Annotated in this window: 13 protein-coding genes; 11 read left to right on the top strand and 2 right to left on the bottom strand. The window is 55.9% G+C overall.

The genetic code is table 11. The annotated features are described in order from the left end of the window. Positions 1–5 precede the first annotated feature (5 nt). The 3 genes from dhaL (at position 6) to AC236I_RS03200 (ending at position 3812) form a co-directional block, all read left to right on the top strand. Entirely contained in the window at positions 6–638 is a 633-nt protein-coding gene (dhaL, locus tag AC236I_RS03210; protein WP_004867854.1) for a dihydroxyacetone kinase subunit DhaL, read from the top strand. A 10-nt stretch (positions 639–648) separates the two neighbouring features. After that, positions 649–2070: a dihydroxyacetone kinase phosphoryl donor subunit DhaM gene (dhaM, locus tag AC236I_RS03205; protein ID WP_048023336.1), complete on the top strand. Its 1422-nt coding sequence runs from the start codon at positions 649–651 to the stop codon at positions 2068–2070. Between the two features lie 89 nt (positions 2071–2159). Beyond that, complete coding sequence (locus tag AC236I_RS03200; RefSeq protein ID WP_015585692.1) at positions 2160–3812, top strand: glycerone kinase; 1653 nt, start codon at positions 2160–2162, stop codon at positions 3810–3812. Between the two features lie 111 nt (positions 3813–3923). On the opposite strand, the gene AC236I_RS03195 is transcribed toward AC236I_RS03200, so the two are convergent. Beyond that, a complete protein-coding gene (locus tag AC236I_RS03195) occupies positions 3924–4697 on the bottom strand; it encodes a siderophore-interacting protein (RefSeq protein WP_004867861.1) in 774 nt (257 codons plus the stop codon). Between the two features lie 237 nt (positions 4698–4934). Between AC236I_RS03195 and AC236I_RS03190 the strand changes: the two genes are divergently transcribed. Next, positions 4935–5528 (top strand): PadR family transcriptional regulator, encoded by a 594-nt coding sequence (locus tag AC236I_RS03190; protein ID WP_004867865.1) that lies wholly within the window; start codon positions 4935–4937, stop codon positions 5526–5528. Between the two features lie 266 nt (positions 5529–5794). Then, on the top strand, positions 5795–7174 hold the full coding sequence (gene ygjG / locus AC236I_RS03185) for a putrescine aminotransferase (protein ID WP_064359227.1): 1380 nt from the start codon (positions 5795–5797) through the stop codon (positions 7172–7174). Between the two features lie 88 nt (positions 7175–7262). Here ygjG and AC236I_RS03180 read toward each other — a convergent pair whose 3' ends face one another. Further along, entirely contained in the window at positions 7263–7595 is a 333-nt protein-coding gene (locus AC236I_RS03180; protein WP_065907099.1) for a tRNA-binding protein, read from the bottom strand. Positions 7596–7813: 218 nt separating this feature from the next. Between AC236I_RS03180 and ebgR the strand changes: the two genes are divergently transcribed. The 6 genes from ebgR to ygjJ all read left to right on the top strand — a co-directional run bounded on the left by ebgR (position 7814) and on the right by ygjJ (position 16874). Next, on the top strand, positions 7814–8797 hold the full coding sequence (gene ebgR / locus AC236I_RS03175; RefSeq protein WP_394945497.1) for a transcriptional regulator EbgR: 984 nt from the start codon (positions 7814–7816) through the stop codon (positions 8795–8797). 241 nt (positions 8798–9038) lie between these two features. Continuing rightward, positions 9039–12131, top strand: a complete 3093-nt coding sequence (ebgA, locus tag AC236I_RS03170; RefSeq protein WP_487608687.1) for a beta-galactosidase subunit alpha — start codon at positions 9039–9041, stop codon at positions 12129–12131. After that, positions 12128–12577, top strand: coding sequence for a beta-galactosidase subunit beta (locus AC236I_RS03165; RefSeq protein ID WP_064359231.1), 450 nt, complete (start codon positions 12128–12130; stop codon positions 12575–12577). Before ebgA ends, AC236I_RS03165 begins: the two co-directional genes overlap by 4 nt. Positions 12578–12671: 94 nt before the next feature. After that, positions 12672–14105, top strand: a complete 1434-nt coding sequence (locus AC236I_RS03160; RefSeq protein ID WP_064359232.1) for an amino acid permease — start codon at positions 12672–12674, stop codon at positions 14103–14105. A gap of 224 nt (positions 14106–14329) precedes the next feature. Beyond that, a complete protein-coding gene (locus AC236I_RS03155; protein WP_487608686.1) occupies positions 14330–15763 on the top strand; it encodes an amino acid permease in 1434 nt (477 codons plus the stop codon). Between the two features lie 52 nt (positions 15764–15815). Beyond that, complete coding sequence (gene ygjJ, locus AC236I_RS03150) at positions 15816–16874, top strand: protein YgjJ (RefSeq protein ID WP_065907104.1); 1059 nt, start codon at positions 15816–15818, stop codon at positions 16872–16874.

Raw genomic sequence — 16874 nt, 5'->3', positions numbered from 1 at the left:
ACGACATGTCACTGAACAGAACGCAAATCGTTAACTGGCTCTATCGCTGCGGCGACATTTTTACCAAAGAGAAAGATTTTCTGACCGGCCTGGATAAAGAGATTGGCGATGCCGACCACGGTCTGAACATGTATCGCGGCTTCAGCAAGGTGGTGGAAAAACTGCCGTCCATTGCCGATAAAGACATCGGTTTTATTCTTAAGAACACCGGAATGACGCTGCTCTCCAACGTCGGCGGCGCCAGCGGCCCGCTGTTCGGCACCTTCTTTATTCGCGCCGCCCAGGTGACGCAGGCCCACCAGAGTCTGACCCTCGACGAGCTGTATCAGATGATGCGCGAAGGGGCCGACGGCGTGGTCAACCGGGGGAAAGCGGAACCCGGTGATAAAACCATGTGCGACGTCTGGCTGCCGGTCGTCGAGTCACTGCGCCAGTCCAGCGAACAGCACCTGTCGGTTCAGCATGCGCTGGATGCCGCCGCGATACAGGCAGAGGAAGCCGCCCGTTCTACCATCACCATGCAGGCCCGCAAAGGCCGCGCCAGCTACCTCGGCGAACGCAGCATCGGGCATCAGGATCCGGGCGCAACCTCGGTGATGTTCATGATTCAGGCGCTGGCTGCTTCAGCCAAAGAGTAAGGATAACGCGATGGTAAACCTGGTGATTGTTTCTCATAGCGCCCGACTGGGCGAAGGTGTCGGAGAACTGGCCCGGCAGATGTTAACTGGCGACGGCTGCAAGCTGGCGATCGCCGCCGGCATTGACGATCCTGAAAACCCGATCGGCACCGATCCGATTAAGGTGATGGAGGCCATTGAATCCGTTGCCGATACCGACCACGTGCTGGTGATGATGGATATCGGCAGCGCCCTGCTCAGCGCGGAAACCGCGCTGGATCTCCTCGATCCGGCGATCGCGGCGAAGGTTCGCCTGTGCGCCGCGCCGCTGGTCGAAGGCACGCTGGCGGCAACGGTCAGCGCCGCCACCGGATCGGGTATCGATAAAGTGATCGCCGACGCCATGAACGCCCTGGAAGCTAAGCGCGTACAGCTGGGGTTACCATCGCTCGCACAGAACGGCCCCGAGGCCACGCCAATGGCCGACGATCTCAGCGGCGAGTCCGTCTCGGTGGTCATTAAAAACCATAACGGCTTACACGTTCGTCCGGCATCGCGGCTGGTAGCCGCGTTATCCGGATTCAATGCCGATCTGGTGCTGGAGAAAGGCGGCAAATGCGTCTCACCGGACAGCATTAACCAGATTGCCCTGTTGCAGGTACGCTGCAACGATACATTAAGGCTGCTGGCCCGCGGGCCAGATGCCGAAGCGGCGCTGGCGGCATTTCAGGCGCTGGCAGCGGAGAACTTTGGCGAGCAGCCGGACGCCGCGCCAGCGGTTTTTGCCCCCGTCGCCGCGCGTGTTCAGGGCAAAGCGCTCCACTATCCGCTGCCTGCCCTCCGGCCAGTCCGGCAAACCGGCGCCGACATCGCCAACGAACAGCGGCGCCTGCAACAGGCGATCGGCCAGACGCTGGACGATCTCAATGCGCTGACCTCCCTGGCGGAAGAGCGCTATTCTGCCGATATCGCGGCCATTTTCTCCGGCCATCACACGCTGCTCGACGACCCGGATCTCTATGAAGCCGCCTGCGATATCCTGCGCCAGGAACAATGCAATGCGGAGTGGGCGTGGTATCAGGTGCTGGCCGACCTCAGCCAGCAGTACCGCCAGCTGAACGATGCCTATCTGCAGGCGCGCTATATTGATATCGACGATCTGCTCCACCGGACTTTGCGTCATCTGCAAGGCCGCAGCGAAATGCCGCTGGCGGTGCATGAGCCGACGATTATCATCGCCGACGATCTCTTTCCTTCCACCGTCTTGCAGCTGGATCCTCATCTGGTCAAGGGGATTTGTCTGCGGGAAGGGAGCGAGGCATCCCACGGCGCGATCATCGCCCGTCAGGCCGGGATCGTCTGCCTGTGTCGGCAGGGAGAGGCCCTGAAGCAGATAGGCGATGGTGAATCCCTTACGCTGGATGTCGCCGGAAAACGCGTTCTCCGCACATAGCTGTCCATTCGTCACTCTCTGTACTCCATTCTTCACGCCGGAGGCTCCGCCTCCGGGGATTGTGTTTCGCTCAACCACCAGGAACCGTTATGTCTCAATTCTTTTTTAATCAGCGCACCCGCCTCGTCGACGATGTTATTGAAGGAACGATCGTTGCCAGCCCGTGGAACAACCTGGCGCGTCTGGAGAGCGATCCGGCGATTCGCGTGGTCGTTCGTCGCGATCTCAACAAAAGCAACGTCGCCATCATCTCCGGCGGCGGCTCCGGCCATGAGCCGGCCCACGTTGGGTTTATCGGTAAAGGGATGCTCACCGCCGCGGTGTGCGGCGATATTTTTGCCTCCCCGAGCGTTGATGCGGTGCTGACCGCCATTCAGGCGGTGACCGGCGAAGCGGGCTGTCTGCTGATCGTCAAAAACTATACCGGCGATCGCCTTAACTTTGGCCTCGCCGCCGAGAAAGCCCGTCGCCTGGGTTACAACGTCGAAATGCTGATTGTCGGCGACGATATTTCGCTACCGGATAACAAGCATCCGCGCGGGATTGCCGGCACCATCCTGGTGCATAAAGTGGCCGGTTATTTTGCCGAACGTGGCTACAATCTTGCTACCGTGCTGCGCGAGGCCCGATATGCGGCAGACAAGACCCGCACGCTGGGCCTCGCGCTCTCCAGTTGCCATCTGCCGCAGGAGGCTGAAACGGCACCGCGCCACCATCCCGATCGGGCAGAGCTGGGCATGGGCATCCATGGCGAACCCGGCGCCTCGGTCATCGCCACCCAGAACAGCGCGCAGATTGTCCGCCTGATGGTGGAGAAACTGACCGCCGCCCTGCCACAAACCGGCCGTCTGGCGGTGATGCTGAACAACCTCGGCGGCGTGTCGGTTGCGGAAATGGCGATTCTGACGCGTGAGCTGGCCGACACGTCGCTCCATCAGCGGATCGACTGGCTGATTGGCCCGGCGTCGCTGGTGACGGCGCTGGATATGAAAGGTTTCTCGATAACCGCCATCGTACTGGAGGAGAGCATTGAAAAAGCGCTGCTTTCCGCTGTGGAAACGGCCAGCTGGCAGGCGCCGGTGCAGCCACGAACCATTGAGGTGATGCCCTCTTCGCTGCGCAGCACCCGCGTGGCGTTCCAGCCTTCGGACAATCACGTCGTGGCGGGCTATGTCAAGCGGATAACCGGTACCTTGTCTGACCTGGAGGCGCACCTGAATGCGCTGGATGCCAAAGTCGGCGATGGCGATACCGGCTCCACCTTTGCCGCTGGCGCGCGCGATATTGCCGACCTGCTGCAACGCCAGCAGTTGCCGTTGGGCGATCTCGCGACCCTGTTGGCCCTGATCGGCGAACGTCTGACCGTGGTGATGGGCGGTTCCAGCGGCGTGCTGATGTCGATCTTCTTTACCGCCGCCGGGCAGAAGCTGGAGCAAGGCGCCGGCGTCGCGGAAGCGTTAAACGCCGGTCTGGCGCAAATGAAGTTTTACGGCGGTGCGGATGAGGGCGATCGCACGATGATCGATGCGCTGCAGCCGGCGCTGGCGTCGCTGCTTGTCGCACCGACGGATTTACAGGCGGCGTTTGCCGCTGCGGAAGCGGGCGCCGAGCGCACCTGCCACGCCAGTAAAGCCAACGCCGGGCGCGCATCGTACCTTAACAGCGACAGCCTGCTGGGCAATATGGATCCGGGCGCCCACGCGGTCGCGCAGGTCTTCAAAACGCTGGCGGAACAACGCTAAGGCGGCGTCCTCCGCAGCGGAATATCCCGGCGACGCGACGCTGAGCCGGACGACAGAACAGAATAGCCGCTATCCCGGGCAACGCGCTGACGCCGTAGCCCGGGCATCAGGCTATTTACTGTGCCAGTAGGCCTGGGAACGCACCAGCTGCGGGTCAATTTCATCATTTTCAAACCGACCGAGCAGTGATTTCACCACCGCGCCTTCACCGGTCACCCAGATAAAATAATCTTCCGCAGGCACGCTCACCTGCGCCAGACGTTCAGCCACCACGGACGAATGATGGCCGACGATCCACTCAATATTAAAGCCCTGCAGATCCGCCAGATAATCTTGATACGATGCCTCGCCGATCGTCACCAGCGCCGTAACCTGCGGGCGCACGGGCAGGCGGCTAAGGCCCAGCAGACGGCGGCGCAGCGCAGGCATACCGGATTCATCGCAGACATACAGCTGCCAGGCATAATCCTCTGGCACCACCAGCGAACCGCGTGGCCCACCAATCACCAGCTTATCGCCGACGTTTGCCGCCAGCGCCCAGCTGCTGGCAATACCGCCGTCATGGATGAAGAAGTCATAGGCCAGTTCATGACGTTCGGCATCATACAGCGGCGTGTAGTCGCGAGTTGCCGGACGGACGCCTTCCCCCCAGTTAATGCCCTCTTCCGTCACCTGCGGCGGTGTAAACGCAGTACCGGCTTGCGGGAAAAAGAGTTTGGTATGGTCGTCAAAACCCTGGGAGACAAAACCTTCCAGCGCCTCTCCGCCCAGCACAATGCGCTGGAAGGCGGCGCCGACGCGCTCAACGCGCAGCACGGTTAACTCGCGAAAACGCAGCTCATTGCGAACGCGTTTCGGGTACTGAGGTTCTTTCGTTTTTATCATCGTCATTCGCCTTCGTGAGATTTATAGATATATCTAAACTTTACCCAAATGATAATGATTGCCATTAAAAAAGAATGCAAGTTTTTTTTGATATAGACGTAGCAAAAAGCAATAAAGTACAACGAACAAAATAAAATCATTTTAAATCAAATGCTTATTAAAATATTCAGATTCATGCTTGCTAAGTATTAATTTTTAGATATAGATTAGATATATCAAAACATACAGGAGCAAACTATGCGACATCATCATGAAGAAGGTCGAGGGCCACGTGGCCACCACGGTGAACACAGCGAACGCGGGGAGCATGGCCGCCGGGGCGGCGAACATGGCGAACACGGTCGCCGGGGTGGTGGCGGCGGCGGACGCCGTCAGCGTTTCTTCGGCCATGGCGAACTGCGTCTGGTGATCCTCGACATCCTCACCCGCAACGCCAGCCACGGCTACGAATTGATTAAAGAGATAGAAAACCTGACCCAGGGCAACTACAGCCCGAGTCCGGGTGTGATCTATCCAACTCTTGATCTCCTTCAGGATCAGGGTCTTATCAGCGTCGAAGAGGAAAATGGCCGCAAAAAAATCGCCATAACCGCAGAGGGCAGCCTCCTGCATGCCGAGAATCAGGAACAGCTCGGCCATATCCAGGAACGTTTGCAGGCCCGTATGGTCGGCTGTGAACTGCGCAAAAACCCGCAAATGAAGCGGGCGCTGGAGAACTTTAAAGCCGTACTGGATTTAAAGGTAAATCAACAGGCCATCAGCGAGACTCAGCTGAAACAGATTGTCGCCGTCATTGACCGCGCGGCAATGGAGATTTCCCAGCTCGATTAACCCCTCCGGGGGGATGCCAGTCCCCCCTCCTGCCCCCATATTGGGCAATCTGCACCACCAGGCAGCACGCACGGGGCTCCCTCCCGGCGGGTAACGTCCCCCGTTCAGGAGTAAAACATGCCAAAAATATCGCCGTGAGATTAAATTTCGCGCAAATGCGCTTTCGCGCTGCGTTTATCCCGATTTTCAGCTCCCGTGCCGAAGTGGCGTAATCCCTGCAATACTTAATTCAGTATCATGTGATACGCCCGTCCCAGGAGCTCACTTTGAACAGGTTACCTTCCAGCGCATCGGCTCTGGCCTGCAGCGCACACGCACTGAATCTCATTGAGAAGCGAACGCTTGATCATGAGGAGATGAAAGCACTTAACCAGGAGGTCAGGGAATATTTTAAAGAGCATGTGAATCCCGGTTTTTTAGAGTACCGAAAATCGGTTACTGCTGGCGGGGATTACGGAGCCGTAGAGTGGCAAGCGGGAGGGTTAAATACGCTTGTCGACACTCAGGGACAAGAGTTTGTCGATTGCCTGGGTGGCTTTGGAATTTTTAATGTAGGGCACCGTAATCCAGTTGTCATTTCCGCCGTCGAGCATCAGCTCGCGAAACAACCTCTTCATAGCCAGGAACTGCTTGACCCGCTGCGGGCCATGCTGGCAAAAACGCTGGCGGCGTTAACCCCCGGCAAGCTGAAATACAGCTTCTTCTGTAACAGCGGCACAGAGTCGGTCGAAGCGGCGCTGAAACTCGCTAAAGCCTACCAGTCGCCGCGCGGTAAATTTACGTTTGTGGCCACCAGCGGCGCTTTTCATGGTAAGTCGCTGGGCGCGCTATCGGCCACCGCGAAATCGACATTCCGTAAGCCTTTTATGCCGCTACTTCCAGGGTTCCGTCACGTGCCGTTTGGCGATATCAACGCGATGCGTACGCTGCTGAGCGAGTGTAAAAAAACCGGTGATGATGTCGCGGCGGTGATCCTTGAGCCGATACAGGGCGAAGGGGGCGTGATTCTGCCGCCGCAGGGCTACCTGCCCGCGGTGCGTAAGCTGTGCGATGAATTTGGCGCGCTGCTGATCCTCGACGAAGTGCAAACCGGCATGGGGCGTACCGGCAAAATGTTTGCCTGCGAGCACGAAAACGTTCAGCCGGACATTCTGTGTCTTGCCAAAGCGCTCGGCGGCGGCGTTATGCCCATTGGGGCGACGATTGCCACCGAAGAGGTGTTCTCGGTGCTGTTCGACAACCCGTTCCTGCACACCACCACCTTCGGCGGTAATCCGCTGGCCTGTGCCGCAGCGCTGGCCACGATCAACGTCCTGCTGACGCAGAATCTGCCGGCCCAGGCGGAACAGAAAGGTGAGCTGCTGTTAAACGGCTTCCATCAACTGTCCCGTGAGTATCCGGATCTGGTAAATGAAGTTCGCGGTAAAGGGATGCTGATGGCGATTGAGTTCGTGGATAACGAGATCGGCTATAACTTCGCCAGCGAGATGTTCCGCCAGCGGGTACTGGTAGCTGGCACGTTAAATAACGCCAAAACCATTCGTATAGAGCCGCCGCTGACGCTGACGATTGAGCAGTGCGAACTGGTGCTCAGCGCGGCGCGTCAGGCGCTGGCTGCACTGCGGGTTGCCGTAGAAGAGGCCTGATGCTCTCTACTCTTCGCTGTCCTCTCCCCATCGGGGAGAGGCGCTTTTCCTGCGGTATCGCCGATATCCTAACGCAGAGAAACGAAGCTTAAACCACCCGTACGCCAGGTGGCATCAGACGCTCCGGCGTCAGCAGCACGCTTTCGCTGCCATCCTCAGTCTCTGCGCACAGCAGCATGCACTCCGACGTTTCACCCCGCATTTTGGCCTTCGCCAGATTGCACAGCACCACCACCGTTTTTCCCAACAGCTCCTGTTCGCTGTAGTAAGGCACCAGGCTTGTCACCGTTTGCAAGATACGCTCACCAATATCAATCTTCGCGATATACAGCTTATCGGCATTCTCATGCCGTTTAACCTCAACAATCTTCCCGGTACGCATTTCCAGTCTGGCAAAATCATCGTAAGCAACAGTATCCATCGTTTACCTCCAGTAAAATTTTAGTAAAATATAGCAAGTTTAATTATTTGTTCAGCATCCCGCTGACAGGAATGTTACTTCCGTCACTCTTTATGGCGGAAAAAAGACCCCGTTCGCTGCGAATAAAACCAGCAATATTTACTGAAAACAGATGCAGGAACCCAAGCTTGCTTTACAATGGGCGGGCGCAGATGGGGCAACGTCAGATAAGGAATAAGATGGCAACACTCAAAGATATCGCAACCGAAGCGGGTGTCTCACTGGCGACGGTTTCACGGGTATTAAACGACGATCCGACCCTGAACGTGAAAGAAGAGACCAAGCACCGTATCCTGGAGATTGCGGAGAAGCTGGAATATAAAAGCAGCAGTTCGCGTAAGGCGCAGGTTCATGCCGTGGGCCATCACCATATTCTGGCGCTCTACAGCTACCAGCAGGATCTGGAGATTAACGATCCTTACTATCTGGCAATCCGCCACGGGATTGAAACCCAGTGCGAAAAACTGGGGATCGAGCTGACCAACTGCTACCTCAACAGCGCGCTACCCGAACTGAAAAAAGCCACCGGCGTACTGATCGTCGGCAAGCCTTCCCGCGCCATTCGCGAAGCCGCCACCGCGCTGACCGACAATATCTGCTTTATCGATTTTCATGAGCCAGACAGCAGTTACGATGCGGTGGATATCGATCTGGTGCGCATCGCCAAAGAGGTGATCGACTTCTTTATCGCCCAGGGGGCTTCACGTATTGGCTTTATCGGTGGCCAGGATGAACCCGGCAAAGCCGATATCCGCGAAATGGCATTCGTTGAGTACGGACAGCTAAAAAGCGTGGTCTCACAGGGTGATATCTGGCGCGGCGGTTTCTCCAGCTCGTCGGGCTATGAGCTGGCGAAAACAATGCTGGCTCAGGAAGACTACCCGATGGCGCTATTTGTCGCCTCGGACTCGATTGCCATCGGCGTCCTGCGCGCCATTCACGAACGCGGCCTGTCGATACCTGAAGATATCTCGTTAATCAGCGTGAATGATATTCCGACCGCGCGTTTCACCTTCCCGCCACTGTCGACCGTGCGCATCCACTCAGAAATGATGGGAAGCCAGGGGGTGAACCTGCTGTACGAAAAAGCTCGCGATGGCCGGGCGTTACCGCTGAACGTCTTTGTCCCCAGCGTCCTGAAGCTGCGCGGCACCACCCGATAACACCCTCTTCGCGCGAAACTTCCCCGGCGGCACCAGGCCGGCCGGGGAGACTTCCTCTACGTCCATCCCGGCGTAAATGCGGTAAAATTCCGCTCCCCGGTATTTTCTGATTTGCACGTTCGCCCCCCTCTGACAACGCTCATTTTGTGATCGAGTTAAAGTAAATCATCCCCGCCCATTTTATTTAGTAAAAGTTTTACTAAAATAGACGTATTACATCAGATCCGTACAGGGAGGCGATATGAATCGCTGGGAAAATCTTCAACTGACTCATGAAAACAGGCTGCCGCCGCGAGCGTATTTCTTCTCTTACGATACGCTGGCGCAGGCGCGCACCTTTGTCCGCGAAACCAGCAGCCGCTTTTTATCGCTTAGCGGGCAATGGAACTTCCGCTTCTTCACGCACCCGCTGCTGGTTCCGGAGGCGTTCACCCGCGAATATATCGCGGGCTGGGGTCCGATCACCGTGCCGGGAATGTGGCAGATGGAAGGCCACGGGCAGCTTCAGTATACCGATGAAGGTTTTCCCTTCCCGATTGACGTGCCGTACGTACCAACTGACAACCCAACCGGCGCCTATCAGCGCATCTTCACCCTCGGCGACGGCTGGAAGGGTAAGCAGACCCTGATTAAGTTCGACGGCGTCGAGACCTACTTCGAAGTCTACGTCAACGGCCAGTATATTGGCTTCAGCAAAGGCAGTCGTCTGACCGCCGAGTTTGATATCAGCGCGGCGGTGAAAACCGGTGATAACCTGCTGTGCGTGCGGGTAATGCAGTGGGCAGACTCCACCTATATTGAAGACCAGGATATGTGGTGGATGGCGGGGATCTTCCGCGATGTCTACCTGGTGGGTAAAAATCCACTTCACGTGCAGGACTTTACCGTACGTACTGATTTTAATGACGATTACCGCGACGCCACCCTCTCCTGCCAGCTGGTGCTGGAAAATCTGAGCGGCCGGCCTGCCGATGTCAGCGTGGAATATACTCTGTTTGATGGCGACAGCGCGCTGTATCAGGGTACCACCGGTCGCCTGACGGTCGGGCAATCGCTGGAGAGCGGTTTCACCATTGATGTCACCGCCCCGCAGCAGTGGTCGGCGGAGAATCCCTGGCTCTATCATCTGGTGATGACGGTGAAAAACGCCGCCGGTGAAGTGCTCGAAATCATCCCGCAGCGCGTCGGTTTTCGCGACATTAAGGTGCGCAATGGCCTGTTCTATATCAACAACCATTACGTGATGCTCCATGGCGTCAACCGTCACGACAACGACCATCTGAAAGGCCGCGCCGTCGGGATGGATCGCGTCGAAAAAGATCTGCTGTTAATGAAGCAGCACAATATCAACTCGGTGCGCACCGCCCACTATCCAAACGATCCGCGCTTTTATGAGCTGTGCGATATTTACGGCCTGTTTGTGATGGCGGAAACCGACGTGGAGTCCCATGGTTTCGCCAACGTCGGCAACCTGAGCCGCATTACCGATGACCCAGGCTGGGAGCACGTATACGTTGAGCGCATCGTGCGACACGTACACGCGCAGAAAAACCACCCGTCAATCATCATCTGGTCTCTGGGGAATGAATCCGGCTACGGCTGTAACATTCGCGCGATGTATCACGCCACCAAAGCGCTGGATGATACCCGCCTGGTGCACTACGAAGAGGACCGCGACGCCGAAGTCGTCGATATCATCTCGACCATGTATACCCGCGTACCGCTGATGAATGAGTTCGGCGAGCACCCGCACGAGAAGCCGCGCATTATCTGCGAATATGCCCACGCCATGGGTAACGGCCCGGGCGGGCTGACCGAATACCAGAACGTTTTTTACCAGCACGACAGCATTCAGGGCCACTACGTGTGGGAGTGGTGCGATCACGGTATTCAGGCCACCGATGAGAACGGTGCAGTATGGTACAAATTCGGCGGCGACTATGGCGACTACCCGAACAACTATAACTTCTGCCTCGACGGCCTGATCTTCTCCGATCAAACCCCTGGACCGGGTTTAAGGGAGTACAAGCAGGTTATTGCGCCGGTCAAGGTGCAGGCGACGGATATCCATCGCGGCGAACTGCGCATCGAGAACAAACTGTGGTTCTCCACCCTCGACGATTACACCCTGCGCATTGAAGTGCGCGCCGAAGGGGAAACGCTGTCGACTCAGACGATAAAAGTTCGCGATCTGCCGCCGAACAGCGGTCGTGATATCACGATTGCGCTGCCCGAACTGGATGCGCGTGAAACATTCGTCAACGTCATCGTCACCAAAGATTCCCGGACCTTGTATAGCGAAGCCAACCACGATATTGCCGTGTATCAGTTCCTGCTAAAGGCGCAGACAGCGGCAAAAACGACGCTCGCCAATGCCAGCGCAACGCCGCTGCAGATTGCTGACGAACGTCTGAGCTACACCCTGACCGGGCATAATTTCCGCGTCGAATTCTCTAAACTCAGCGGCAAACTGACCCGCTGGCTGATTAATGGCTGCGAGCAGGTGACCCGTGAGCCGAAGATTAACTTCTTCAAACCGATGATTGATAACCATAAACAGGAATATGAGGGGCTGTGGCAGCCGAACCATCTGCACATCATGCAGGAGCATCTGCGGGAGTTCAGCGTTGAACAGCAGGGCGAGACCGTTATCGTCACTACGCGGACGATTATCGCGCCGCCGGTTTTTGATTTCGGGATGCGCTGTACCTATCGCTGGCAGATCACGCCACAGGGCCATATCAACGTTGAACTGCAAGGCGAGCGCTACGGCGACTACCCGCATATCGTTCCGTGCATCGGCTTTATGATGGGGATTAACGGTCAGTTTGAGCAGGTCAATTATTACGGTCGCGGGCCAGGAGAGAACTACGCCGATAGCCAGCAGAGCAATATTATCGATGTCTGGCGTACCAGCGTTGACGACATGTTTGAGAACTACCCGTTCCCACAGAATAACGGCAACCGTCAGCACGTACGCTGGGCGTCATTTACCAACCGCCACGGCAGCGGTTTGCTGGTGGTTCCGCGTGCGCCGTTGAACGTCAGCGCCTGGCACTACACGGCAGAAAATCTGCACGCAGCCCAGCACTGCAACGAACTCCAGCGCAGCGACGACATCACGCTGAACATCGACGCCCGGTTGCTCGGCCTTGGCTCCAACTCCTGGGGCAGCGAAGTTCTGGATAGCTGGCGCGTCTGGCTCACCCCCTTCAACTATGGCTTTACGCTGCTGCCGCTGGAAGGCGGATGCGGCTCCTCGCAGGTGCTGGCGAACCATGACTTCGGCGCCGGTTTCTTTTCCCCCGTTTCACACAGCGAGGCTGAAAAATGAGAATTCTTGATAATTTAGAACAATTTAAGCAGATCTATCACAGCGGACGTAAATGGCAGCGCTGCGTGGAAGCCATTAATAACATCGAAAACATTCGCCCTGGCGTGGCCCATTCGATCGGGGACTCACTCTCCTATCGCGTGGAAAATGACAGCACCACCGATGCGCTGTTTGCCGGCCATCGCCGCTACTTCGAGGTGCATTACTACCTGCAGGGACAGCAAAAGATCGAGTTTGCCGCGAAAGCACAGCTGCAAACCGTAGCCTGCTACCGGGATGAGACGGATCGCGAATACCTGAAAGGCCTCGGTGAGACCGTCCAGGTGCATGAAGGACAGATGGTGATTTGTGATAACGATGAGGCCTACCGTTTTATCAGCGAAACGCCGGTCAAAAAAGTGGTGCTCAAAGTAACGATTGAAGACGGCTATTTCCTGAATAAGTAGTGCAGTCCTCAGCAATACCCAAGGTCAGCGGGATACCCGCTGACCTGACCGTTTCCAGCCCAGAATACGGGCTACATGATTTCCCGGAGGACTTATGTCCGAATCAGTTCGCGCCAAAATAGGCAAATTCGCCCTGCTGTCGATGGCCTTCACCGCCGTGTTTAACGTGCGGAACATCATCAATAACAACATTGAGCTAGGGTTGAGTTCCGCCCCGATCTTCCTGTTTGCCACGGTGGTCTATTTCATCCCCTTTGTCTTTATCATCGCCGAATTTGTCTCGGCCAATAAGCATTCCGAATCGGGCATGTATGCCTGGCTGAAACAGCCGTTAGGGTCACGGGCGGCCTATCTCGGCTCGTTCCTGTACTGGTTCGTGAACCTGTTCTTTTTCATTTCGCTACTGCCCAACGTCGTGGCCTATGCCTCATACGCCGTGATGGGGTACGCCATTCCCTTCTCCCCGATGGTCACCTCAATGATCTCCATCGTGCTGTTCGCCATGGCAACCCACATCTCGACTAAAGGGGCGACGTGGCTGGGGAGAATTTCCGAGTGCGTGGCCTACGGCGTCTTCGCGCTGTTTGCTATCTACGTCGTCGGCGCCTTTACCGCATTAAGTTCTGGCCACGTCCCGGCACAGCCGATTACGCTCTCCGCCATGGAGCCGACCATCAACTGGGCCACGCTGGGCATCATGTGCTGGATTTTCCAGGCCGCAGGCGGCGCAGAAACCGTGGCAGCCTATCTGAACGATACCAAGGGCGGCCAGAAATCGTTTATCAAAGTCATTATCTCCGCTGGCGTATTGATTGGCGGCATGTATGCGCTGGGCTCGCTGCTGGTCAACGTGTTCGTCGCACGTGAAGATTTGACCTACGCCGGTGGGATGGTGGAAATCTTTACCGGACTGGGAGCTTACTTCCATATTCCTGAGCTGCTGATGGGCCGCTTTGTCGGGGTTATTTTGTTTATCGCCATCTTCGGTAGCATGATGATGTGGACCGCGGCACCGGTAAAAATCCACTTCTCTGAAATTCCGGCCGGCATCTACGGCGAGAAAACCACCGAACTGAATGCGCATGGCGTACCGGTACGCGCCGCATGGTGGCAGTTCCTGTTCGTCTTCCTGATGCTTATCGTTAACGGCTTCGGCTCCGCCAGCGTGCAGCAGATGATGAATACGGCCATTAATCTGACCGCCGGCACTGCAATGCTGCCGCCGCTGTTTATTATGGTGGCCTACTTTGTTCTACGCTGGAAACACGATGATACCCCGCGCGACTTCCGCATGGGCTCGCGCAAGGTCGGCATGGGCATCGTCTCTATGCTGATTGTTATCTTTGTGGTCAGCATGACGGCTTCCGCCTTCCCGGCGGGTGTCGACCTGGTTAACGCCTTCTTTATCAACGTCTTTATGACCGCCGTCTTCTCAGGCCTTGCCTGGTGGTGGATCACCCGCTTTGAGAAAAAACAGCAGCAGCGCCAGAAAGCGTCGGCTGCGACGGCACCGGGTATCTCCAGATAACGTGTCGCGTTCTCCCGCCAGCGCTTGTCCCGCTGGCGGGATTTTTTCTACCTGTCATTACGTAACGCTCAGCTTTTTCGTGATCGAGTTAAAGCAACCGGGTTTTATTTCTGTTATTTACTAAAACTTTTACTAAAATTAACTTCACTACTTAACTACCTCTGTCTTACAAACAACACAACCCCCTTCGGCATCCTCTGAAGGACAATGTGTGGAGATGTGTTATGTCTGATACCAAACGTAATACCATCGGTAAGTTCGGCCTGCTGTCGCTGACCTTCGCCGCCGTTTACAGTTTTAATAACGTTATCAATAACAATATCGAATTAGGACTGGCATCGGCGCCGATGTTTTTCCTCGCCACCTTGTTCTACTTCATCCCGTTTTGCCTGATCATTGCGGAATTCGTGTCACTGAATAAAACCTCTGAAGCGGGGGTCTATGCTTGGGTCAAAAGCTCGCTGGGCGGCCGTTGGGCGTTTATTACCGCCTATACCTACTGGTTCGTGAACCTGTTCTTTTTTACTTCCCTGCTGCCACGCGTTATTGCCTACGCCTCGTACGCCTTTTTAGGCTACGAGTACATTCTGACCCCTGTGGCAACAACGGTGCTAAGCATGGCGCTGTTCGCCTTCTCCACATGGGTTTCTACCAACGGCGCGAAAATGCTGGGGCCGATAACTTCCGTAACCTCATCATTGATGCTGCTGCTGACGCTCTCCTATATTTTACTGGCGGGAACCGCGCTGGTCGGCGGCATACAGCCGGCGGACCCAATTACCGTCGAAGCGATGATCCCGAATTTTAACTGGGCGTTCCTTGGGATAACCACCTGGATCTTTATGGCGGCCGGCGGGGCAGAGTCCGTTGCGGTCTACGTAAATGACGTCAAAGGCGGTTCGAAATCCTTTGTCAAAGTGATAATCCTTGCCGGGATTGTGATTGGCGTACTGTATTCTGTCTCTTCAGTACTGATTAACGTTTTCGTCAGCAGCAAAGAGCTGAAATTTACCGGCGGTTCAGTGCAGGTGTTCCACGGCCTGGCAGCGTACTTTGGCCTGCCTGAAATCATGATGAACCGCTTCGTCGGCCTCGTCTCCTTTACCGCCATGTTCGGCTCGCTGCTGATGTGGACCGCGACGCCGGTGAAGATCTTCTTCTCCGAAATCCCCGAAGGCATTTTCGGCAAGAAGACCGTTGAGCTGAACAAAAATGGCGTACCGGCTCGCGCAGCATGGATTCAGTTCCTGATCGTCATCCCGTTAATGATTATTCCGATGCTGGGTTCCAACACCGTTCAGGAATTAATGAATACCATCATTAATATGACCGCTGCCGCCTCCATGCTGCCACCGCTGTTTATTATGCTGGCGTACCTTAACCTGCGCCGTAAACTGGATCACCTGCCGCGCGATTTCAAAATGGGCTCACGAACGACCGGTATCGTTGTCGTCTCAATGCTGATTGTTATTTTCACTATCGGCTTTATCGCCTCTACCTTCCCGACCGGCGGCAATATCATGACGATTATTTTCTATAACGTCGGCGGAATCGTCATTTTCCTTGGATTTGCATGGTGGAAATACAGCAAATACGTCAAAGGATTAACCCAGAAAGAGCGGGAAACGGAAGCTGCGCCAGCCTCAAATATTTCTTAAGACACCTAAAAATCATTCTAAAAATATAAACAACAATACATCTGAAAACGTTATGAAAAATAATAATTCGCTGTACGGGGCACTCGCTGCCCTCGCTTTTTGCTGCCCGGCTATTGCCGCTGAAATCGCCCATCCGGCGGAGCATGATGATACAAAAACGCCAGAAATGACCTCTCCGTCATTCCGTTTTTATGGCGAGATGGGCCTCGGCGGATATATGGATTTAGAAGGTGAAAATAAACATAAGTATAGCGACGGGACCTATATTGAAGGGGGTCTGGAAATAAAGCACGGCCACTGGTTCGGTTTAATTTACGGCGAAGGCTGGACGGTACAGGCGGACAGCCAGGGCAACGCCTGGGAGCCCGGCCACAGCTGGGGCGGGTTTGAAGGCGGGATAAACCGGTTTTATGGCGGCTATAAAACTGATGATAGCACCGAGATCATGCTCAGCCTGCGCCAGGACTCGTCGCTGGATGACCTGCAGTGGTGGGCCGATTTTACGCCGGACCTGGGGTACGTTATCCCCAATACCCGCGACATCATGTACGCCCTCAAGGTGCAAAACCTGGCCGGAGAATTGCGCTACAGCATCACCGCTACGCCGGCCGGACATCATGACGAGAGCAAAGCCTGGCTGCACTTTGGCAAATATGACCGCTACGACGATAAATATACCTATCCGGCAATGGTCAACGGCTATATCCAGTACGACCTGACCAAAGAGGTCACCTGGATGAACGGCCTGGAAGTGACCGACGGCACCGGGCAGCTATTTTTAACCGGTATTCTCTCACCCAACCTCGCCGCCCGCGCCTGGCACCATACCGGCCGCGCTAAAGGCCTGAACGTCCCCGGAAGCGAAACCGGGTTTATGGCCAGCGCAATGTATGAAGCATTAAAAGGCTTTTACCTTTCAACCGCATACAGCTACGCCAGACACCGCCCGGATCGTGCCGCCGAAGAGACCACCTCGTTTATGCAATTCGGTATCTGGTACGAATATGGCGGCGGCCGTTTTGCTACCGCCGCCGACAGCCGTTTTTATATGAAAAATGCTTCTGGCGATCCGGCCGATCAGGTCTTCCTGATGCAATATTTCTACTGGTAA

This window comes from Klebsiella sp. Sb-30 (genome assembly GCF_057652795.1).
The sequence above is the reverse complement of the archived record's forward strand: the minus strand, read 5'-3'. Positions and strand labels throughout refer to the sequence as shown.

Bases quoted from the DNA above. Each gene is read 5' to 3' on its own strand.
- dhaL (WP_004867854.1), top strand. From the start codon at position 6: ATGTCACTGAACAGAACGCAAATCGTTAACTGGCTCTATCGCTGCGGC.
- dhaM (WP_048023336.1), top strand. From the start codon at position 649: ATGGTAAACCTGGTGATTGTTTCTCATAGCGCCCGACTGGGCGAAGGT.
- AC236I_RS03200 (WP_015585692.1), top strand. From the start codon at position 2,160: ATGTCTCAATTCTTTTTTAATCAGCGCACCCGCCTCGTCGACGATGTT.
- AC236I_RS03195 (WP_004867861.1), bottom strand. From the start codon at position 4,697: ATGATAAAAACGAAAGAACCTCAGTACCCGAAACGCGTTCGCAATGAG.
- AC236I_RS03190 (WP_004867865.1), top strand. From the start codon at position 4,935: ATGCGACATCATCATGAAGAAGGTCGAGGGCCACGTGGCCACCACGGT.
- AC236I_RS03180 (WP_065907099.1), bottom strand. From the start codon at position 7,595: ATGGATACTGTTGCTTACGATGATTTTGCCAGACTGGAAATGCGTACC.
- ebgR (WP_394945497.1), top strand. From the start codon at position 7,814: ATGGCAACACTCAAAGATATCGCAACCGAAGCGGGTGTCTCACTGGCG.
- ebgA (WP_487608687.1), top strand. From the start codon at position 9,039: ATGAATCGCTGGGAAAATCTTCAACTGACTCATGAAAACAGGCTGCCG.
- AC236I_RS03165 (WP_064359231.1), top strand. From the start codon at position 12,128: ATGAGAATTCTTGATAATTTAGAACAATTTAAGCAGATCTATCACAGC.
- AC236I_RS03160 (WP_064359232.1), top strand. From the start codon at position 12,672: ATGTCCGAATCAGTTCGCGCCAAAATAGGCAAATTCGCCCTGCTGTCG.
- AC236I_RS03155 (WP_487608686.1), top strand. From the start codon at position 14,330: ATGTCTGATACCAAACGTAATACCATCGGTAAGTTCGGCCTGCTGTCG.
- ygjJ (WP_065907104.1), top strand. From the start codon at position 15,816: ATGAAAAATAATAATTCGCTGTACGGGGCACTCGCTGCCCTCGCTTTT.